Source organism: Streptomyces sp. Y20 (assembly GCF_043195475.1).
Lineage (GTDB): Bacteria > Actinomycetota > Actinomycetes > Streptomycetales > Streptomycetaceae > Streptomyces.
This window is the reverse complement of record NZ_JBIDDP010000011.1, coordinates 177,512-198,124: the sequence shown is the minus strand read 5'-3', so window position 1 is coordinate 198,124 and position 20,613 is coordinate 177,512. Positions and strand designations below refer to the sequence as shown.

The window sequence follows — 20,613 nt, the reverse complement described above, 5'->3', positions numbered from 1 at the left end:
CTCGCGCGGTGTCGCCGGAGCTTTCGCGAGGTGCCGTCGGGTCTTGCGGACCGTGCTGCCGGACTTTGCGCGGGGCGCCCGCTCGGCGCCTGTCAGGCCGGCACGGCGAGCCGGTCCGCGGCCTGGTCCCGGAGGATCCGGCACACGTCGGTCAATGCCCGCTCCAGGCGGCCGATCTCCTCGTCGGTGAGGAGGACGGAGGGCTCGAAGCGCAGGGTGTGCACGGCACTCGCCGTCGGGAAGGTGCGGATGGCGTGGGCGTGCAGCAGGTGCCCGGCGATGACGTACCCGAACAGGCCGGAGCGGGCGGCCTCGGCGAGCCGTGGGCTGCTCGCCGCGCTCTGGTCGTGGAACTCGAAGCCTTGCATCAGGCCCCGGCCGCGTACCTCCTTGACCACGTCCGGGAACTCGGCCGCGACCCGGCGCAGCATCGCGGCGAGGGCCTCCCCGCGCTCGGTCGCCTGCCGGTAGAGGCGGCCGTCGTCCGCCTCCAGCAGTTCCAGCACCTTCAGCGCGATGTGGCAGGAGAAGCTGTCCTTGGCGAAGGTGGAGCTGTGCACCAGCTCGAACTCCGGGCGGTAGCGGGCCTCGCGCACCAGCATGACGGAGGTCTTGGCGATGCCGCCGCCCATGGCCTTGGCGAGGACGTAGTAGTCGCCGCGCAAGCCGAGTCCGGCGCTGGCCAGCAGGGCGCCGGTGCGGCCCATGCCGCTCTGCACCTCGTCGATGACGAGCGGGCAGTCGGCCTCGCGAGCGAACTGCTGGATCTCCTCGGCGAACTTGCGCGACAGCGGCCGGATGCCGCCCTCACCCTGGACGGGTTCGAGCAGGAAGGCGCAGTAGGCCGGATGCTCGTGCTCGGCCAGCTCGATCCGGCCGTCGCGCAGGCGGATCCCGTACAGGCTGCCGCGCTCCTGCTCGAGGACCTCCTTGAGCGAGTCGGGGCGGTCCATGGGCACGAACCGCGTCCGCACGCCGAGCGTCGCGAAGGGGGCCCGGTATCCCTCGTTGTGGGTGAGCTGGACGCTTCCCATCAGCTTGCCGTGGAAGCCGCCTTCGAGGGCGAGCAGCACCGGCGGGCGCCGGGCGACCTCGGCGTTGTGCCCGCTCGCCGCGGCGATGAGCAGGTCGACGCCGTCCTCGTCCCGCGCCGGACGCGGCACCGCGAGCCGTTCGTAGAGGGGCGCGGCGATGGTCGCCGTGCCGGCGAGCACCGCCGCGCGGGCCTCCTCGGCGCTCGCCTCGGTCTCCCGCAGTACGGCGGACAGCCGTGCGCCGCGGTCCAGTTCGGCGTGTTTCACGGCGGCCTCGATCGCCTCCGCCCCGCTGTTGGCGAACGTGGCGTAGTAGGGCTCCTCGACGCCGGTCTCGCGGTGGATGACGCGGTTCAGCTCGGCGGCCAGGCGGTTGGCGTACGGGTGGGAGGAGAACTGGGCGTGCACCGGCGAGCGGGCGTCCAGGAGTTCCCGGGCCCGGGCGAGGATCTCGGGGTGGTTGTGCCCGAGGATCAGGGAACCGTAGCCGCCGGCGAAGTCGAGGACGGGCACCGGCGCGCCGGTCCCGGTGCGGCGGTGGAGGATGTTGCCCTCTCCGGAGACGTACTCGACGTCGAGCCCGGCCGTGCCGAGCAGCCGGCGCAGATTGGGCTCGGCGAGTTCCGGTACTTCATTTTCCGCATTCATGTCGCTCCTTGTCGTCATGCCATCCTGTGCTTGAGGAATCCAGCGCACAGTCACGGATAAGTCATCGGGAAGCGGGGCGGGCGATTACCGGGCGATGGGCTTCGGTAACCGGTGCCGGGATACGGCGGATCACGCTTCCGACGGCCTCCTCGCACAGTGCGCCCGAGCCACCGGCACGGGTGCCGGGGAATGCGCCCGCGTCGTGGACACGGGTGAGCGGGGGCGGCCGCGTCGGGGCACGCCCGGACGCGGACCGACCGCAGGGGTCGGCCCGCGCCTGGTGCGGGGAGTGCGGCGGGAGCCGGCGGCGCGCCTGAGGCGGGGCGGTCGGAAGCAGGGGCGCGCGGTGTACGGGCAGGTGCGGCGGTCAGCTGACGGCGGCGGAGCGGAGTACCTGCCCCAGGGGTCCGGTGCCGGCGCTCTCGGGGAGGTCCAGCGTCACCGTCGTCGTGTGCTGCTTCCCGCCGCCCCAGGACGGCCGGCGCAGCAGCAGTTCGGGGCCCGCGGCGGCGGCGACGAACAGCCGGCAGGGGCCGGCCGATCCGGCGCACGCCTCGACCGCGTCCAGTACGTGGTCGCAGGCGCGGTGGAGGTCGTCGAAGGCCAGTACCACGGACCGGTGGCGCGCCACCTGCTGGAAGAAGGTGCGCCAGGCGAGGAGGGTGTCGGCCATGTGCTCGCCGCCGCCGTGGGCGCCGGCCGGTCGCGGCGTGCCGCCGACGAGCGGCGCGAGGCGGGCCACCATCCAGTCCGCCGTCTGCTCCGATGCGAACAAGGACCGCACCTCGCGTATCAGGACGGCCGTGCCCTCCTCTCCCGGACGGATCCCGCAGTAGGCGGCCAGCGTCTCCGCCTGCGCCTGGAGCGGGTCCTCATCGAGGGCCGAAGGCGTGGTACCGGTCAGGAACAGGACCGATTCGGGCTGTTCCGCGGTCCATCCGCGGAAGTCCTCCAGTAACTGGCTCCTGCCGCTCCCCTCCTCGCCCAGGACGGTGATCAGGTGGGGCACCGACCGGTGCCAGGTCCGCCGTACCAGACCGCCGAGCACATCGAGTTCACACGTCTGCCGGACTCCCGCGCCCTGGCCCGCGGCGAACTCCCGCCGTCCCGTCACCCGCCACAGCCGCTGCGCGCCCTCGACCTTGCTGTAGGAGATGCTGCTCGCGGTGGCCCGCCGCACCTCGTCGCGCACCCATACCTCGTCGCCGGGCACCTCGGAGAGCAGGGCGTGGGACTCGTCCAGGGCGGCGCCGACGACGGTGGGCGTGTCGCCGGGGTCCCCGTGGCGCAGCAGCACGTCGCCCACGGTCACGGCGGCGCGCGCCGTCAACCGTCCCGCGTCGGCGGCGACGACGAGGATGTCACGGACGGCGAGCGCGGCGAGCACCGCCCGGCTGACGTCCTCCTCGGCGGGGTCCTCCAGGCCGAACAGCGCCAGGGAGACCGACCCGATGGAGGCGGTGACCTTTCCGCCGAACCGCTCGATCTGCTCCCGGACCATCAGGGTCGTCCCGGCCAGGAGGTCGTCCATGTTCTCGCGAGCGCCGCGGTGCGGTGCGGGGGTCAGCCGGGTGGAGACGGACAGGATGGCCACCCTGCGGCGGGCACCGTCGGTCAGGCGTGCCGGCGCCGGCGTGTCGTTCGGTGGCGGGGGTGTCGGTGTGATGACCCTGGCCTCGGTGCGGACGATCCCGTAGGTGCCGTCGCGCAGCGGGCCGTCGTCGGTCCGGTCGGGCAGCGGTCCGCCCGCGCCCGGGGAGAGCGAGATGTCCTGGGTGAGGATGGCCTGTTGCAGGGCTTGGAGTTCGCGGGCGGGCTCCAGCCCCAGGTTCTCCACGAGTTGGGACCGCAGCTGCGTGTAGGCGTTGAGGGCGTCGGCCTGCCGGCCGCACCGGTACAGGGCGAGCATCAGCTGTCCGCAGGAGCGTTCCCGCAGCGGCTCGGCCTGGACCAGGCTCTCCATCTCCGGCAGCACCTCGTAGTGGCGTGCGCAGGCCAGTTGGGCGTCGAAGTAGTCCTCCATGACGTCCAGGCGCGTCTTCTCCAGCGCCGCGAGTTCGGGCCAGTCGATCCCGGCCTCCACCAGGTCGGCGAGGGCGGGACCGCGCCACAGGCCGAGTGCCTCGCGCAGCAGCAGCGCCGCCTGTTCCGGCGCTCCCTGCACCCGCCGCTCCCGCCCCTGGGCGACCCGGCGGTGGAACAGGTGCACGTCCACGTGCTCGGGCGCGACCCGCATCATGTAGCCGGCGGGCTGGGTGAGCAGCGTCGGACCCGTCTGCGCGTAGGTCTCGGGCTGCAAGGAGGCGGCCCGGGGGGAGAGCAGTCCGCGTATGCCGTACACCGCGTTCTGCAGTATTTTGCGCGCCGTCGTGGGTGCTTCGTCGACCCCCCACAGGGCGTTGAGCAGTTGGCTCACGGGTACGACCCGGTTCGCCTGGAGCAACAGGAACCCGAGCGTGGCACGCTGCTTGGTGCCGCGCAGCACGACCGGTCTGCCCTGGTCGAGTACCTCGAGCGGACCGAGTACACGGAATTGCATTGCTTCCCCCTTCAATGCGGCATCTGTTTCCACACGGCCCGGTCCCGGGAGGATGGTCGAGGAACAGCCCGGCATCCGAACAAATCCGGATGCCATGGTGGGCCGCCCCGGTCCAAGCCGGCACAAAGACCGGACAAGGCAGACGCACAGGCGGTCGGCACAGTGCCGCCGCCGTCTGCCGTCCTCGGTGTGCACCCTCCCGTGGCGCCATTGCCACCGGACGGTCCCGTCGACGACGGATGGCGCACGTTCGTCAGGCGGCCCGATGGTCCGACCGGTCGAAGGCCGCGGTGTTGGCTGCTTGCAGGATCTGCGCGTGCAGACTTCTCAGCTCGGCCGAGGGCTCCAGACCCAGTTCGGCTCTGAGCAGGGCATAGAGGTTCCGGTACGCCTGGAGGGCCTCCCCTCGGCGGCCCACCCGGTGCAGCGCCTGGATGAGCTGGCCGTGGAACCATTCGTGCAGGGGGTATTCGTCGACGAGCGCGCGCAGGTCGGGCAGTATGTGCCGGAACTGGCCGCGCGCGCCCGCGATCTCGACGCGCAGCTCCAGGGCCCGCAGGTGCAGTTCCTCCAGGCGGGCGGTGCGGCTCGCGAGGACCGCGCCCACCGGAAGGTTGCTCAGGAGGGGCCCTCGCCACAGGCCGAAAGCGCGGGTGACGTGGTGGGAGGCGGCGTCCAGGAGCCGGGCGTCCAGTTCCGACTGGGCGCGGCGCACGAGGAGTTCGAAGGTACGGACGTCGACGTCGGCGTCATCCACCTCCAGCCGGTAGCCCGGCCCCTTGGTGACCAGGAGTTCACGGCCGGGCGGGCAGGCCCGTACGTCGGCCAGCATGCGACGGGCGTGGTAGACGTGGGTCTGCAGGGTGCGCAGGGCGCCCGCCGGAGGGCTCTCGCCCCACAGCTCCCTGATCAGCGTGCCGGTGGCGATCGTCGTACGCGGCTGGAGCGCCAGGACGGCCAGGAGCCGGGAGACCTTGGGGGCTCTAGGGGCATGGACTTCTCCGTCCCCGGTGACGATCTCGAAGGAACCGCTGAGCCTTATTTCCACAAAGCACACTCCTGTCCGGGTGCGATCAGTACTTGTACAGGGGACTCGGTGGGGTGTCCCGAGGCGGGCGAGCGGGAGCGCTACCCGTGGCGCCGCGCCCGGGGGCCGGATCCCGTCCCGTCCCGACGGCCGCCGGGACGCGTCACGCGGCGCACGGGTGGGCCGGACCGTCCGCCGCTGCGTGCAGAACGGCTAGCAGCTGTGCGACGGAGACCAGGGTGAGGTGGTGGTGGCAGCCGCGGTAGGACCGTCCGGAGTAGTCGCGCAGTCCCAGCCGCGCCGAGACGTCCGCCATGTCGTGCCTGACGCGGTCGGGCAGCCGGGCGAGCCGCAGCAGTGCCGGCAGGGGCAGTGACCGGATGTTCGTCACCCACAGGGAACGGGGCCTGCGTCCGCGCTCCCACTGGCCGAGCAGCAGCAGGGCGGGCGGGTCGTCACGGGTGGACCGGGGCTCGAGGGTGACCGGGATGGCGGCCGCGGTGACCCCCGTGCCGCACGGGTCGAGAGGGCGTCGCAGCTCCGTCAGCGCGGCGGCGAGGCCGGCCGCCGTGCTCTGCCGCGCGTCGCAGCGCGGGAGCCGGGACCGGTCGATGCGCAAGGGCGTTCCGGCCGCGACACGGACGATGAAGTCGTCGCCGCGCGTCAGCAGCCCATGGACCGTGTCGACCGCGTCGGGTCCGTCGGCGTCGACCACGACCGGGCCGCGCCAAGGACGCAGCAGGCGGGCGGCGTCGGCCGCGGTCTCCAGGACGTGCGCGTGCAGCCCGCCGGCCGCCACCGGGGCCGAGGTGGTGCTGGCGGAGTGAGTGCCGGTACCGGGGTGGCTGCCGGCCGCGCCGCCGAGTCGGGGCAGGGGCATCAGGTGCCAGTCCACCGGGACGGATCCCGCCACCGACACCAGCCAGGCGCCCAGGGCCTGCGGGGCCGCCTCGGCCGGCACGCGCCGGCGTACGGCGGACCGGTCGGCTTTGGCCGGACGGGCTGGGGTCCCCAGGACGACGGCGGGCGTGACGACCAGGGCTTCCGGTGCCAACGCCTGCTGCGCGTACCGGGCGAGGGCCCGGCGCACCGGCCGCCAGTCCCACGGGGAAGCGGTGATGAAGTGGTGCATGCTCTGCCCGGCCGCGGCTCCTCCGCACTGCGCGCCGATGGTCTTGAGGGTCTTGCGTCCCGGTACGGCGAGCAGGGCCCGCACGTACTGCTCGGCCTTGAGCCGGTAACCGCTGCGCACCAGGGAGGCGAAGACGCGGCCGCTCGCTTCGGCGACCAGCGGCGCCGGTACGGACGGCTCGTGTGCCGCACACGCACACGGTTGTGCAGACCACATCGCGAAGCCCCCCGCCGCGTCACACGACTACCGAGTAGAACGAACGACTATTACAGATGCGCCGTTCACGCCTTCAAAGAAACCATTCGACCGATGCTTTGTATAGCCCGAAACGATCTTTATCGTGGTAGAAAACGGGAGGATAAGGGACAAACCGCGCTGACATATGCCCGGAACAACCCCCCTCGGAGTCAACATCCGGTCAAACCTCGACAGGTGATCAACCCGGGCACTAGAGCGACCGTCCGAGTGACAGGGATGACGCGCGGTGGCCCGGTCAGGACGTCCGGGCGACCTCCAGGACGGCGCAGCCGACACCGCGTCCGTCGCCCCCGACCAGCACCACGGTGTCCCCGCGCCTGGTCCGGCTCCCTTCCAGCAGCCGGGCCAGCGCCGCGACATGTCCGCCGGAGGGGCGTTCGCCGCCGTCCGCCCGGGCCAGCACGTAGTACGCGACGTCTTCGAGGGCGCGACCGCACTGCGCCAGCGCGAGCCGCACCGCCTCGTCCTCGCGCTCACCGAGCTGAGGGGTGGGCGCGGGGGGAGTGCCGCGGCCGGGCGGCGTCCCGTGGACGGGCGTGATGCCGTGCCCGGGCGGAACCCGGAGTGCGGGAGTACCCGCGGCAGCCGGTCCGCCGACCCTCCTCCCCCACCGCCACGCCCCCGCCCCGCGCACCACGGGCCACCTCCGCCCTCTTGGCGCACCGCGGTGCGCGGGCACACGCCAGGGGAGATCGCTGCGCAGCAGGGCGCCGTGCGGCGGTTCGCCCAGCGCGGCGGTGGCGAGCAGCCGGGCCACGCCGGCCGTCGTCGTGAGGACCAGTCCGGCCGCCTCGTCCGCGCGCTCCCCGCCGGGCGGCTCCCGTCCGGCGTCCGCATACGCCGCGACGCCGTCCGTGGCGGTGACCAGGGCGGTCAACGGCGTGCCGGGCCGGCCCGACATGTACTGCGCCGCCAGATGCAGGGCCAGCACCCCGCCGTCCGCCGGCCGCCACACCTCCCAGGCGGTGGCCGCGGGGCAGCCGAGCCCGCGCAGCACCCGGGCGGCCGTACCGCCCATGGCGCCGGGCCCGCCGGCCGGGGCGTGGACGATGAGGTCCACGCCTGCGTCCGGCGCCCCCGACCGCCGCCGCGCGGTCCGCGCCGCGCGCAACACCATGTCCGCCGGACCAGTCCGATCGACGGGATCGGCCAGGCCGACGGGATCAGCCCGATCGACGAAATCGGTCGGGCCGGTCCGGTCGGCGGGGGTGTTCCGCGGGTGCCGCCGGCCTGCGCGGCGCGCCTCCCCCACGGTGCGAGAGGCTTCGTAGGACCCTTCGGAAGCGGTGGTGGCCGCGCCGCCGATCCAGACGTCGGTCCAGCCGTTCAGCTCCATATGGATCCCGACCCGCCCCACCGGTCGTTCGTGGACACCGGCGCCCCGCCCTGCGCACCGGCTCCGGCCTGCGCCGGGTGGCGGGTCGGTTCGGCCAGACCGGCGGTGATGATCCGGGCGACGGCGTCCAGGTGGTGCTCGTCGTGGAGGTAGAAGTGGCCGCCGCCGAACACCCGGCAGTCGGTGGGCGCGGTGGTCAACGCCTCCCAGGCCGCGGCCTCGGCCACGGAGACGACCGGGTCGCTGTCACCGATGAGCACGGTGAACGGCACGCGCAGCCGGGAGCCGGGGGTCCAGACGTAGGAGGCGAGGGCGCGGTAGTCGGCCCGCAGCACGGGCAGGACCATGTCCCGTACGTCCGGGTCGTCCAGGAGATCGGTCGCCGTACCGCCCAACCTGGCGGCGACGGCCAGCAGTTCGGCATCCGTGCTGATCCTGTCGTGCGCGCCGGGCTCGCCGGTCGGCGCTCCCCGGCCGGAGAGGAACAGCCGGTCGGGGCCGCGGTGCCCGTGCAGCCTGCGGGCCGTCTCGTAGGCGACGACGGCTCCCATGCTGTGCCCGAAGAAGCCGTAGCGCCCCGGAACCCGCAGGGTCACCTCCTCGGCGAGAGCGTCGGCGAGTCGGCCGATGTCCGGGACCGGCTCCTGGTGCCGCCGGTCGTGGCGGCCCGGGTACTGCACGCTGAGCACCTCGCACTCCGGCCCCAGCAGCCGGGCGAGCCGGACGTAGGCGCTGGCCGCGCCGCCGGCGTGCGGGAAGCAGACCAGTCGGACGCCGGGGCCGGGGCCGCGATCACCGGACCGCGCACCGGCCGGAGCGTACGTGCGGAACCACTCGCTGCCCACTTGCACTCCCCTGCCTCGTACTTCGACGTGGTGGCCCGGAGGCCACGCTCCATGATGAGGACGGTGACTCAAAGTCCGGGCAAGAAGCGCACAAAGCGACGGAGGGCCGGCGAATGAAAGTGACATCGACGTGCGGCGTCGTTTGCCTGGCACGTCGGCGACGGACGACGATTCTGCCGCCAGGGAGGGTTCCGCGCCGGCCTTCGGCGCAAGACCCTGGCTCATTCCCGGGCCGTCGTCACGAGGGGTGCCACCGACGGAACCCTCCCCGGGAACCAGGCGGGCCGATGGCGGACATCCCCCGCGCCATCGGCCCGCCCGCTGGTTCCTCGCCCCACGCCGCCGTGGCGCGAACCAGTGGACGGTTCCGCCGCGCGGCACGAGGCCGGCCCGCCGAAGCCGTACTGCCCGTTCCACCGCCCGTGCGACCTTTCCCCCGATGCCGGGACGCCGGTGCTGCCGGGGGTTGGGGCGGACGTCCCCTCGCCGATGCCGCTTGACCAGCCCGGCGGGTCCTAGCAGTAGCCGTCCACCTTCGCGCCGACTGGAGCGAGGTTGGGCCAGGGACGTCCTGCTCTGTCGGAGGCAGCGGACCGTAGGAGGTCAAGAATCGTGCACCCCGGGTAGCCCTGAAAACTCGTGTAGGTGCCCCGGTAGTAGCAGCTCCAGTAGCTCACGACCCGTCGTTGAGTGCGCGCGAAGAAAGAAGGGTTGTCCACGACGAACTGCCCGTAAGCGAGGTGGCCGGAGGTGCCGGGCGTGGCGAGATCACGGAGCTCATCGCAGATGACGACCAGGATCTCCAAGACGTACTCGCCAACCAGCTGCACGACGAAGGGGACCACCCATGGGTCCGTGGAACCAACGACCTTCTCCAGGTGGCGCTGCCTGACCGTGCCGTCGCAGTGCCTTGAGTACAGGCAGTGCAGAAGCTGTTGTTGGCGCGACGAAAGCGACGCCACCCTGGCAGTTGGCGGCTCGTCGTTGTAGAGGCGCCCGGGGATCAAAACCTGCTGGCCCTCGACAGCGACCGAGAACGAGGCATGCGGCTGGAGCCGAGAATCAGGCATCACCGCCAGGACTGCCTCGGCATCGCTTGCAAGCTCGGCTGTGAACGCCGTGATCAACGGATTGCTGCGGTCGGAAAGCGGCTGCACGAGCCGAGCATAGGCGGATGCCTCGGCCAGGTAGCGGGCATTAATGGCCCCACACCCGCCCAACCCGGCGAAGGTATGCGGTCAGAGCACTAGATCGCCTCCGTTCGGCAGCGGGAGGCCGAGCACGAACTCGGCGGCGGCGCCCGCCCGTCCCGGACTGGATCGTCGAATTCGGCATCGGCACGGGCCGCCCCGCCACGCGCGTCCACCGCGGCACCTGCCACACAAGCCATCCCGACTTGCGTGACCGAGCCCCCAAGTGGGCACCGTTCGACAGAGCCTCAAAGAGGCCATGAAGACTCTCCGGGCACGCTGGCCCGTTTGAGTACGAGACTGAGTAGGGCGACGGTGCCGTCGGCCCGGGTGGCGGTGTTCGGATGGCTTCATGACGCTGACTCCTTCCGCCGCCCCCGCGGCGTCCGCTTTCCGCCGCCGGTTCAGGGTCCCGGAGCTGTCCGTCGCCGGGGCCGTCGTGGTGCTTCTGCTCGTGGGGTCCGTCACGGGCTGCACCGCCATGGCGGGTGGACCCATCCATTCCGAAGCGCAGTTCCTAGAGCACGTACGCGACACGCAGGCCGCCGGCGAGGACACGGTTCTCTTCCTGGGCTCGGATCCGGACTCCGTGATCCTGGGACGGTCCACGGACAGCGCATCCTGCGTGGACGACCTCGGTGTCGACGGGGATGACACCCGCCGGGATCAGCCGTCCGTCTCCTGGGCCCCGGATTTCGAAGACGGCGACGCCGGGTATCGCGCGGCGGTCGCCAACCTTCGCAGGCAGTGGTCCGAGCGAGGATGGAAGGTGACGACGGAGCCGGGGACCGACCCGGTCAGCGGCAGAGCGACCGGTCTGCAAGAGATCCGCACGACCGACGGCCACGGCGTCGCGCTGTCGTTGAGCCCCGGCCGACGTGCCGGCGAGGGACTGGTCGTCGCCGACGGCGGATGCGTCCGCCACGACGGCTACTGGGACGCCTACGCCTGGAGCAGCTCCTGATGGGCCCGGCCGCTCGGGCGAGGTGTACGGCGCCCGTCTTCTCCCCGACCTGAGCAACCTACTTGCCGGCTGGACACCGGCACCCTGCCCATGCCGGCCGTCTGGCGGTATCAGCGGCGTCAGGAGGAACGCAGGGGCGACGGCTAGCCTCCGGTTGTGCTCCTCGATCACACGCTCTCTTCCCGACGGACGCAGAAGGCACCCGCGGCAGCGGCCAGGACTGCCGTCTCCGCGGCCCGTTTCGGCAGTTGCGGGTCCGGATTGGCATGCAGGAGCACCAGCTGGTGGTAGAGCGGTGCCGTGGCGGCGATCAGCAGGCTCCGCGCGTCCGTGTGCTGTGCGGGGAGTTCGCCGCGCTCGATGGCGCGCTCGACGAGGATCTCGCACTGGGCGTACCGGTCCGTCCACAGCTGCGTCTGGGCCCGCGCGGCCTGTTCGGATTGGAACGAGGCGGCCATCAGGGCGACGGCGAGCGACGGCTGCACGACCAGGGATTCCTGTATCTCCTGGTTGAGGGCCGTCAGATCGCCCCGCAGGGAGCCGGTGTCCGGCGGCTGCCAGTTGATTTCGCCGGCGGCGGCGATGACGTCGACGAGCAGGCCGCCGACATCGCGCCAACGCCGGTAGACCGTGGCGCGGTGCACTCCGGCCCGGGTCGCGACACCCTCCATCGTGAGTCGTGCGTGACCGCCTTCGGCGAGTTCGGCGCGCACCGCATCGAGAACCTGGGCGCGGATGCGGGCGGTGCGACCGCCGGGACGGCGGTCCGACGTCGTGTCCAATGGTTCTGTCATCGGCAATCAGTATCCGGTTGATCAAGGCGCAGGGCTGTGCCAGCATCTTAATGCGACAGTCGTCGCTCTAGGGTCACTTGAGAGGAACCGCCTCCGCGATGCCACCCGTTCCCGCCGACCCCACCGCGCTCCACCCGATGCCCGAGCACCCGCGCGTGGTTCTGCTCAAGCCGCTGGTGAAGTCGCCGTTGATCGAGGTCGGTGACTTCTCCTACTACGACGATCCGGACGACTCGACCGCGTTCGAGACGCGCAACGTGCTCTACCACTACGGTCCCGAGCGGCTCGTCATCGGCAGGTACTGCGCGCTGGGGACGGGCACCCGGTTCATCATGAACGGCGCCAACCACCGCATGGACGGCCCTTCCACCTTCCCCTTCCCCACCATGGGGGGCTCCTGGGCTGAGCACTTCGATCTGATCACCGACCTGCCCGGCCGGGGCGACACGGTCGTCGGCAACGACGTCTGGTTCGGCCACGGCGCCACGGTCATGCCCGGTGTACGCATCGGTCACGGCGCGATCATCGCCGCCGGCGCCCTGGTCACCGGCGACGTCCCCGACTACGGCATCGTCGGCGGCAACCCCGCCCGGCTCATCCGCACCCGCTACGACGCCGCGGACATCGCCCGGCTCCTCGCCGTGGCGTGGTGGGACTGGCCCGTGCAGCACATCACCAGGCACGTACGGACGATCATGTCGGGGACCGTCGCCGACATGGAGGGGGCCGCCGCGCAGATCGACCAGCCCTGACACCGCGTCCTCGCCACACCGCACGCACCCGGTCCGCGCCGAAACGAGTGATCACTCATGTCCCGTCGCCGCGCCCATATCGCGGTGATCGGCATCCCCATCGTCAGCCATGTCCTGCCCAGCCTCGCGCTCATCCGCGAACTGGTGGCCCGCGGGCACCGGGTCGCCTACGCCAACGACCCGTTCGTGGCCGACCGGATCGAGTCCACCGGCGCGGAACTGGTGCCCTGAACCTCCACGTTGCCCGTCGCGGACAACGACCGGCCCACCGATCCCATCGCCGCGGCGAGCCTCTTCCTCGACGACGCCGTCCAAACGCTCCCGCAACTGCGTGCCATCTACGACGACGATCCGGCCGACCTGCATCGGCCCGCCCGCCCGGGCCCTCGCTCTGATCCCGTGCGCAATGCAGCCGCACGCCGATCGAGTCGACACCGACACGGTGACCTTCGTCGGCCCCTGCTTCGACACAGGAGCGGACACGGACGGCTGGACCCGCCCGGCGGCCGCGGGGCCCGCGAACATCAACGCCTTTCCCCAGGCCCCGGCCAGCGGAACTACAACCTCACCGCTCTGATCCCCACCCGTCACTTCAGAGGATCCGCCCCCAAGAGCTCGTAACACGATCTTGTTGAGGTGCCCTGGTCGGGCGTGACCGGTCTGGTGATTCGGCCGTTCGTGATGCTGTGAGTACTCGGCCGTGGATCGTGGACGACGACTTGCAGGCGCTGATCGAACCGCTGCTGCCGCCCTGTCCCGAGCGGTCGCCGGGGCCCCGGCCGGAGGCGGACCGGCTCTGTCTGCAGGGCATTCTGCACGTCCCCTACAAACGACATAGCTTGGCAACTGCTGTACCTAGAGCTGGACTTCGGCTCTGGGCAGACCTGTCGGCGCCGCCTTGAGCGGTGGCAGCAGGCAGGCGTCTTCGACCGACTGCACCGCATCCTGCTCGCCGAACCGAACGCGGCCGGCCAACTCGACTTGTCACGAGCCCTGCGTGGACGGCTCCCACATCCGCGCGAAAAAATGGGGGCGCCGACACCGGTCCGTCGCCGATCGACCGGCGCAAGACGGGCAGCAAACACCACCTGATCTGACGGACGCGGCACCCCGCTCAAGGTCATCACCACCGCAGCCAACGTCAACGACGTCACCCAGACCCTCAGAGGCCCGCGAGGTCGCGGAACCTGAAGGTCCTTCAGCGCGAACCCACGGGTCCAGCTGTGTGCGTCAGGCTGATGCATCGGTGGGTTCGGGTGGAACACGAGGATGCTGAGCGATCCGCAGGATTCGGTGGTGATGCAGGCGGACTCCCTCGGCTATGACGGGCGGCCGCCGAACTGCCAGTTGTGCACCTCGATGTCGGCGTACCGGTCCGGGGTCAGGATGGCGCGTGCCGTGTCCGGGTCCGGTGCTCGGACCAGGGCCGCGGTTCCCAGCCAGGAGGCGCCGTTGTCAGACAGCAGCGGTCCGTAGGCGATCAGCTCGTTCCGGTCGGGCGGCACCGCGAGGTCGGCGGCCTGTCCTGTGCCGAGGCCGATCACCAGGTACCGGTTGCCGCCAGCCCGGCCGCCGGGGAAGTCCCACATGCTGCGCCCCAGCGTGTTGCGCCACCGTCGTAGCAGCACGTCCCGGTAGACGCCGGCCTGGTAGTTCGGCTCATCGAAGGCGAATGCGCGGGCAGCGGCGGGGTCGGGCAGGTCGACGATGTGCACGCTTCCGGTGGGTGTGTCGCCGTCGTCGGCGAGAGTCGGACCCCGGGCGATCATCTCCTTCGCGTACTGGTCCATGTAGGACCAATGCTCTTCCAGCAGCTCGTCGCGTAGTGGCAGGGAGGCGGGCCGGTCGCGGTGGTAGCAGAGAAACTCCATGCCTAAAGATCTCTTGACGGAGGTAAGCAGGTCGAGCGGGTTTCACTGCGAGGGTCGCTCGGCTGCCTGCTGCAGCAGGGCCCGTGCGGAGTCCGCGTAGCGCATCGCGGTCTTCTCGTCGAGCCCGAAGACCTCCGCCAAGCGCCTGTGCTCCAGCCAGTCCAGCAGCAGTCGCGAGGTGAGGTCGTCCAGCGGGCGGACGCGTCCGGCGATGGTCAGTCGGCGGTTGCCGAGGTCGACGTCGTCGAGCATGAGAGCGGCGATCTGGGGTGTCCTCCTTCCCGTGGCGGGCCACCACCTTTCGGCATGGCGCGACTTCTTCCGTCTCGCGCCCCTGGATGCGGTGCTGGACCCGGTACTCGAAGAACGCGCCCTGCGTGTCGAGCGCCCGCGTTCCCCGCTCCTGTGGGGCACCTGGCGCTGGAGCACCATCCACAACGGCCTCCTGGCGCTCGAATCACACTTCGACGAGCGGCTCTACGACGAGGCCTTCTGCACGGAGCTCGACAGGACGGGTGACGCGAAGAGCGCTGCGGCCGCCGCGTGGGCCGTGACCATCGCCGCGGCCGTAGGGCGCAGCACCCGCCCTGTGCTCGGGCCCGGGGGCGCGCCGACCCGGCTCTGCCACCCACGGGACGCCGAGTCCCTGGTCCGGATCGCCGATGCCGTGAAGAGGTCCGAGCGGACGGTACGAGAGCCCGACACCGTCGAGGCCCGGCCGCTGTGACAAAGGTTCCTGGAGTACACCCTCAGCCTGCCTTGCCCCGTCGTCGGCCACCTGATCTCCGGCACGGAAGCCTTCACCGGCGTCGTGGTCACTCGCGGCCGCCGCGCAAGCAATGCCCCCGGGTACAGCACGCCGATGGCGGTCCTACCCAACCAGTGGGCCACCGGCCCGTTGACAACGGCCAGCGCCAGGACGACGGCCAGGACCGAAACCACGCGAGGCCGGGCACGAGCGCCTATGCAGAACGACGCGAGGTGTGGCCTGCGTCAGCATCGCACTGCCTACTGACGCTCCCTGCGACAGGTGCGCCAGGCCAGCTCTCCGATGGGGGCGAACGTTGCCTGATGCGGCACTGGCACGAGTCGCGGTCCTGCTCGCGCTGCCATCGACCCGCTCCCACCGGAAGACGGCCCCCTCCGGGTCTCGGGAGGGAGGCCGCGGAGGGCTCGGATCAGCCTGCTGCAGCCGCGTCCTCGACGGCCTTCACCAAGCCGTTGGCCAGCTCGAACGCGTTCTCGCGGTAGAAGCCGAGCTGGGTGTTGAACGCCTCCTCTGACGCGAACATGCTGTGCACGGCCAGGAGGACGGCGTGCAGGATGTGCAGCTCCTCGATCGAGAGGATCACTTCGTCACCGCCGCGCAACCTGTCATGGAGCTCTTCGAGTCGCTCCCTGCCGCACCCCGCCCACACGGTGAGGGCGGGTTCGCCTTCTCGCCGGTAGGCGAGCCACGGCAGCAACTCGCCCAGGAGGGCCCGTTGGGATCCGGCGAAGCGAACGGAGAAGTCGCTTCCTTCCCGGCGTACGAATGGTCTGGTCCTCATTGAGCATCGCCTACGGGATCCTTCAGGACGTAGAGTCCCCCGTGCACGCCTCTCTCGAACTGCTCGACGGTGATGGTGCGCAATGCCGTCCTCGGCACCCCGGATGTGGCGAACTCTCCGATCCATGCTTCGCCGCCCGCGGTGAGCCGCTCGCGGCAGCCGGCCGATACACACTCGTTGCCGCTGAACGACAGCAGGTCCCGGGTGGTGCCGGCCCACGAGTTCCGGCGGTTCTTCTCAGCCGTCTTCTTCGTCGACACCGGCTGCGCTCCCTGATCCCTGACCCGTGTCATGTCCGGGTCTGTCACAACGGATAACCGGAGCCTATCCGACGTGATCACCGGCGAGGGGCCGGCTATCGCGGCTCGCGGACACGGCTGGTGAGCTGGCTGGAGTGGATGTGGGGCTGGGCGGCGGAGCCCTCGGCGGACATCAGCCGTATGTGGAGTTCCTTGCGGCTCGTCTCCAGGGACCGTCGGCTGCAGCCGACACCCCGGCCCCCTGCACGACCAGAACTCCGGGCACGACGAACCCGCGTTCCCGCCGGCCAAGCCGCTCTTCCAGGCCCTGATCACCACCGGCAACCTCAAGCGCCGGAAGAACGCAGCCGTACGGGGCCTCTTCCTCACAGGCCGGGCCGTCAACGAGATGGTCAAGGCGCCCGCGGACGCCGCGGGCGTGACCCTCATCAACGGCCGCGGACCTCGCTGTTGAGGACGAGCCCGGTCAGGCGGGCGCGCTGCAGCCCGGCGGCGTCCATGAGCTGGTAGGCGAGGGTGCGAGGGGCAGGCCGTCGACGTCCAGGTCCGTCGCGGACGCGGACGAAGCGAACCGGATGCCGCCAGCGGCCCTCATCGACCGCGGTATCGGCGAGCAAGCCGAGACCGTCCGCTACGGCCGACGGAGTGCTCAGCGTGTCTCCTGGTTCGCCACCTTCGGTGGTCCGAGGCCAGAGTGTCGGACCGGTGATACCTGTAGGGCGTGGAAGACGCGCTTTCGGGCGCGATAGCCCTCCTGCGTGGAGCCTTTCCGGCAGAGGTCCGGCACTGCCCTTTGGGCTGGGAGGCGCTTCGGGGGTGGGAGCGCAAACGCGGGGTGGTGTTGCCTGAGCCGCTCCGCACCTTCGTCGCGAGATCGCGAATGGCACCTACGAGGGTCCGCCGGACGAGGGTGGTCCGCTGCCCGTGGGAGAGGAGCCAGCCGGCTGGGGTGTCTGGGAAGCGGACTGCTGGATGCAGTCACACCCAGGAGTGGACGGACTGGACCCGGCAACCATGACCACGCGACACCTCGGCAACAGGGCCTCTTGCTCCTCGCCGGACTTGACATCCGCGAGCTACCAAGAGGCCCTGTTCCCATGCGTCCGCACCAGCAGACTCACCCGGACCAGGCCCCTGTTCGAACCCGGCCGACCACCCGAGCGGAAAGAGAACAGCCAGTCAGTCGAAGGTGATGGTGTCGCTGAGGGCGATCGGGCCCTCGCCCGACTTGTTCCATGCCGAGATCATGACGACGTATTCACCCGGTGGCATCTTCGGGATGATGGTGATGTCCGAGGTTCCGGAGACGCTGAAGCTCCGGGTGATCCCCAGCGGCGCGGACTTGTCCCACATGTACACGGCGTACGCGGTGATCCCGTCGCTGTACTTCCCGGTGGGCGGATCCCAGGTCGCGACTCCGCCGTTGGGGCCGGCGGTGGCCTTCACATTCCTGGGATATCCGGGCGTGGTCGGGTGGGAGGTGCCGCGCGTGATGTCCGACCAGTCCGACCGGACGGTGTCCCCGGAGGCCGCGCGGACCCGCAGTTCGTAGGTGTGTCCCTCGAAGATCTGGCCGTAGTACTGCCGGATCATGTCCCACCGGTTGGTCACGGGGTAGGCCCAGTTCCACTCCCCGTCCGGGTGCGCGGTGATGTCGCGCCACTGCACCTGGTAGCCGTGCGCGCCGAACACCTTGTCCCAGGTGAGGGTGACACCCTGCTGGGTGCCGTCGAAGGTGACGTCGGTCGGGGTGGTGAGGAACCGCGCGTCGACGTCGACAGGGTCGGTGGGCGGTCCGCTGCCGATGCGGAACTCGTCGTGCAGGGTCGATGCGAAGGCGCGCGCGATGCGGTACTCCCCGAGGTTGTTGGGGTGCAGTCCGTCGTAGGTGGTGCCGCAGGAGGTGGCGGAAGGGTCGCAGCCCATGGCCTTGTCGAGATCGGCGAGGACCACCGGCGAGGCGTCGGTGCTCCACTCCTTCACCTTGCCGGCGAGCGCGGCGTTGTAGGCGCGGGTGCGCGCTCCGAGTTGCGGGTTGGCGCTGCCCAGGGTGGTGCGCTGCGGCACGTTGGCAAGGACCAGCCGTATACCGGGATTGGCCTTGCGGGCGTTGTCGATGAACTCCTTCATCGTCCCGGTCAGGTCGGCGCCGGCGCCGGTCCACCCGATGTCGTTGAAGCCCAGTTCGACCAGCAGGGTGTCCGGGAGCTTCCTCTCGGCCTTCAGGTCTTCCATGACCGAGGTGATGGTGGGGACGTCCTGTTCCAGCCGGCGGCCCCACATCGCGTAGTGCTCGGCACCGCTCTTGAGGAAGGCGGGGCTGACGTCCCGCGCGTAGGCGCCGTCCGAGGTCACGGGCTGGGGTTCCGACGGCGGTTTGCCGTCGTAGGCAGGAGGCGGCTGGGGTGCCTTGGGTTCGTCGGGAGCCACGGTTCCGTGCAGCGGCCCGACGAACTCGGCCTTCCAGTTCTGCGTGCGGGCCCACTGCCACAAGCGGTAGCGCCAGGTGTAGTCGCCCTCGAAGCCGTTACTGATCGAGTCGCCGACCACCATCACCCGCTGGGGCGGGCCGCCCGTGTTCCCGTCCCCGGGATCCGTCCCGTCGACGCCGCTGCCGTCCACCACCATGTCGACGGGGTTCACCTCGACGGCGTCGGGATCGACGATGGTGCCGTCCTGCCACAGCTTGGTCAGCTCGGCCGCGTAGCCGTTGGTCATGGTTTTGTAGCCGTCCGCGTTGGGCACCCCGTCGGCGGACTCCCCGGTGTCCAGCTGGCCGGCATCGCGCCCGAAGTCGAGCGGCACCTGCCGGATCCGGTGCCCCACTCGAAGCTGGGAGGTGATGACCGCGCTCGCCCTCGAGACGTAGGAGTCGGTCCCTGTGTACATCTCGTCTCGGACGGCTGCCGACCTGGACGGGGCCGGGTCACCCACCAGCACGGTCGTGTTGGGCAGGACGGTGTAGACCTGGTCGAGCAGCTTGCGCAGCTGGTCCGCCTCCTGGCCGGCCGTCGGCCCGTTCTTCTTCGCCAGGTCGTTGGCGACGTCCACCTGCAGCAGGACGACGTTGGGCTTGTACGTGCGCAGGTCACCGTCCAGGCGTTGACGCAGTTCGTCGACACCCGCGCCGGGGAACGCTTCTTCCTGGTTGTCGTCGTCCGCGACGTTCCCCCTGCTCACGGCGCCGACATAGTCGAAGGTGGGGGTGTGCGCGTTCGCCGCCGCCACCGCCCTCGTCGAACCGGCGGCCACCGCGGCCTTCGCCGGACCGGCCGTCCGGGACCAGAACTGGGTGCACCCGTCCCTGTAGGACTGCACCACGCACCGGTCCAGTGGGTCGCGCATGCCCGCGTAATCGAAAGGACCCTGCGCCACGTTGTGGCCGTCGATCGCGTATCCACCGACCGGCATCGTGGCCAACTGTGTCCGGTCGGCGTCCTGTCGGCCGGTCTGGGGGACGAAGTGCACCGGATCGTGATCGGAGCCGCCCTGGTTGGGCTGCACCCTCGCCTCGACGCTGCCGCGACCGGTGCTCGTGACGGCGAAGTCGAGTTCTTGTTGCGCCCCGTCCGGGCTGCGGTGGGTGGGCCGGCCGCTGGCCAGGATGCGGGGCGTGCGGCCGTCCGGCGTCGCGATGACGTCCTGGTACATGCGGCCGACCAGGGTGGTCGGGCTGGTGTTGAAGTCCGCGCCCACCGTCCAGTTGCGACGCGGGTCGTCGCCCTCGACGGCTTCTCCGATGCGGGCGAGCATGCCGATGGCGTCGCCGCCGCCGCCGCTGAGCGCGTGGAAGCTGAAGTACCAGTCTTCGCCCAGCCGGATGCCGATGGCGGGTCGGCCGTAGGCTCCGCCGTGCGGGTTGTCCACGACCATGGCCGCGTCGACCGGGGTTGTCGACATCACGATGGTGTTCACCCGGCCGCCCGGTATCAGCCGGTCATGGGTCTGGAGGAAGACTATGTACCAGTCCGAGGACCGTTGACTCGCGCGCCATCGGGCGTAGGTGACCAGTCGGTTGTTCTCGGTGCCCGGCGGATTGGGCAGTATCTCGGCGCTGTTGGGCACATCCGGGCCCGCCTCCTGGAGCATGACGACCTCGGACCGGGCAGCGGTGAGGATGCGCGGAAGGTAATCCGTCCACAGGCTCCTGCCCTGCGAGGTCTCTCCCTGCATGTTCCAGGTGAGGAAGGGAGTCTGATCGAGAGGCGCCGCATGGGCCCGGCCGACGGCCAGGACGGTGAACGGCGCCACCAGAAGCGCGACCAACAGGGCCTGGATCACGCCAAAGGCCACGGAGCGGACACGCGGTCTTTGAACCCCCGGATCATCGGACAACTGCGCCGGTAACGCCGTACTCGCCCGGTATGCCGAACGCGGGAAGGTGTATGAGGCCATCGGTGGGCGCGTCTCCAC

At 70.8% G+C, this 20,613-nt stretch carries 17 protein-coding genes and 2 pseudogenes; 5 read left to right on the top strand and 14 right to left on the bottom strand.

The window, feature by feature from the left end; all coding sequences use genetic code 11:
- Positions 1–92 precede the first annotated feature (92 nt).
- The 7 genes from ACGFT1_RS26360 to ACGFT1_RS26330 form a co-directional block, all read right to left on the bottom strand.
- Positions 93–1,682 carry an aspartate aminotransferase family protein gene (locus tag ACGFT1_RS26360; protein ID WP_373911460.1) on the bottom strand — a complete coding sequence of 530 codons (1,590 nt, stop codon included), beginning with the start codon at positions 1,680–1,682 and terminating at the stop codon, positions 93–95.
- 367 nt (positions 1,683–2,049) lie between these two features.
- A complete protein-coding gene (locus ACGFT1_RS26355; protein WP_373911459.1) occupies positions 2,050–4,221 on the bottom strand; it encodes a BTAD domain-containing putative transcriptional regulator in 2,172 nt (723 codons plus the stop codon).
- Between the two features lie 253 nt (positions 4,222–4,474).
- Entirely contained in the window at positions 4,475–5,269 is a 795-nt protein-coding gene (locus ACGFT1_RS26350) for a BTAD domain-containing putative transcriptional regulator (protein WP_373911458.1), read from the bottom strand.
- A gap of 142 nt (positions 5,270–5,411) precedes the next feature.
- Entirely contained in the window at positions 5,412–6,596 is a 1,185-nt protein-coding gene (locus tag ACGFT1_RS26345; protein ID WP_373911457.1) for a transposase, read from the bottom strand.
- A gap of 277 nt (positions 6,597–6,873) precedes the next feature.
- The gene (locus ACGFT1_RS26340) at positions 6,874–7,698 is read right to left on the bottom strand and encodes a hypothetical protein (protein WP_373911456.1); all 825 of its coding nucleotides are present in this window, start codon (positions 7,696–7,698) and stop codon (positions 6,874–6,876) included.
- A gap of 266 nt (positions 7,699–7,964) precedes the next feature.
- Complete coding sequence (locus ACGFT1_RS26335; protein WP_373911455.1) at positions 7,965–8,819, bottom strand: thioesterase II family protein; 855 nt, start codon at positions 8,817–8,819, stop codon at positions 7,965–7,967.
- A gap of 515 nt (positions 8,820–9,334) precedes the next feature.
- A complete protein-coding gene (locus ACGFT1_RS26330) occupies positions 9,335–9,976 on the bottom strand; it encodes a hypothetical protein (protein WP_373911454.1) in 642 nt (213 codons plus the stop codon).
- Between the two features lie 385 nt (positions 9,977–10,361).
- Between ACGFT1_RS26330 and ACGFT1_RS26325 the strand changes: the two genes are divergently transcribed.
- Positions 10,362–10,973: a hypothetical protein gene (locus ACGFT1_RS26325; RefSeq protein WP_373911453.1), complete on the top strand. Its 612-nt coding sequence runs from the start codon at positions 10,362–10,364 to the stop codon at positions 10,971–10,973.
- A 167-nt stretch (positions 10,974–11,140) separates the two neighbouring features.
- On the opposite strand, the gene ACGFT1_RS26320 is transcribed toward ACGFT1_RS26325, so the two are convergent.
- Positions 11,141–11,767 (bottom strand): TetR/AcrR family transcriptional regulator, encoded by a 627-nt coding sequence (locus ACGFT1_RS26320; RefSeq protein WP_373911452.1) that lies wholly within the window; start codon positions 11,765–11,767, stop codon positions 11,141–11,143.
- Positions 11,768–11,865: 98 nt separating this feature from the next.
- Here ACGFT1_RS26320 and ACGFT1_RS26315 point away from each other — a divergent pair, with 98 nt between their 5' ends.
- From ACGFT1_RS26315 to ACGFT1_RS26305, 3 genes and pseudogenes are all read left to right on the top strand, one after another.
- Positions 11,866–12,519, top strand: a complete 654-nt coding sequence (locus ACGFT1_RS26315) for a CatB-related O-acetyltransferase (RefSeq protein WP_373911451.1) — start codon at positions 11,866–11,868, stop codon at positions 12,517–12,519.
- A gap of 57 nt (positions 12,520–12,576) precedes the next feature.
- Positions 12,577–13,030: pseudogene (locus ACGFT1_RS26310) on the top strand (glycosyl transferase); the annotation flags it as partial.
- Between the two features lie 263 nt (positions 13,031–13,293).
- Positions 13,294–13,611: pseudogene (locus ACGFT1_RS26305) on the top strand (transposase); the annotation flags it as partial.
- Between the two features lie 227 nt (positions 13,612–13,838).
- On the opposite strand, the gene ACGFT1_RS26300 reads toward ACGFT1_RS26305, so the two are convergent.
- Together ACGFT1_RS26300 and ACGFT1_RS26295 are read right to left on the bottom strand one after the other, a co-directional pair.
- Positions 13,839–14,390: a YciI family protein gene (locus tag ACGFT1_RS26300; RefSeq protein ID WP_373911450.1), complete on the bottom strand. Its 552-nt coding sequence runs from the start codon at positions 14,388–14,390 to the stop codon at positions 13,839–13,841.
- A gap of 42 nt (positions 14,391–14,432) precedes the next feature.
- Entirely contained in the window at positions 14,433–14,642 is a 210-nt protein-coding gene (locus ACGFT1_RS26295; protein ID WP_373911449.1) for a hypothetical protein, read from the bottom strand.
- On the opposite strand from ACGFT1_RS26295, the gene ACGFT1_RS26290 reads away from it, so the two are divergent.
- The gene (locus ACGFT1_RS26290) at positions 14,641–15,117 is read left to right on the top strand and encodes a hypothetical protein (RefSeq protein ID WP_373911448.1); all 477 of its coding nucleotides are present in this window, start codon (positions 14,641–14,643) and stop codon (positions 15,115–15,117) included. The two genes, ACGFT1_RS26295 and ACGFT1_RS26290, sit on opposite strands and share 2 nt — an antisense overlap.
- Before the next feature lie 451 nt (positions 15,118–15,568).
- On the opposite strand, the gene ACGFT1_RS26285 is transcribed toward ACGFT1_RS26290, so the two are convergent.
- The 4 genes from ACGFT1_RS26285 to ACGFT1_RS26270 all read right to left on the bottom strand — a co-directional run bounded on the left by ACGFT1_RS26285 (position 15,569) and on the right by ACGFT1_RS26270 (position 20,493).
- The gene (locus tag ACGFT1_RS26285) at positions 15,569–15,940 is read right to left on the bottom strand and encodes a hypothetical protein (RefSeq protein WP_373911447.1); all 372 of its coding nucleotides are present in this window, start codon (positions 15,938–15,940) and stop codon (positions 15,569–15,571) included.
- The gene (locus tag ACGFT1_RS26280; RefSeq protein ID WP_373911446.1) at positions 15,937–16,200 is read right to left on the bottom strand and encodes a hypothetical protein; all 264 of its coding nucleotides are present in this window, start codon (positions 16,198–16,200) and stop codon (positions 15,937–15,939) included. Before ACGFT1_RS26280 ends, ACGFT1_RS26285 begins: the two co-directional genes overlap by 4 nt.
- Positions 16,201–16,628: 428 nt before the next feature.
- Complete coding sequence (locus ACGFT1_RS26275; protein WP_373911445.1) at positions 16,629–16,817, bottom strand: hypothetical protein; 189 nt, start codon at positions 16,815–16,817, stop codon at positions 16,629–16,631.
- 562 nt (positions 16,818–17,379) lie between these two features.
- A complete protein-coding gene (locus ACGFT1_RS26270; RefSeq protein WP_393734064.1) occupies positions 17,380–20,493 on the bottom strand; it encodes a GDSL-type esterase/lipase family protein in 3,114 nt (1,037 codons plus the stop codon).
- Positions 20,494–20,613: the final 120 nt, after the last annotated feature.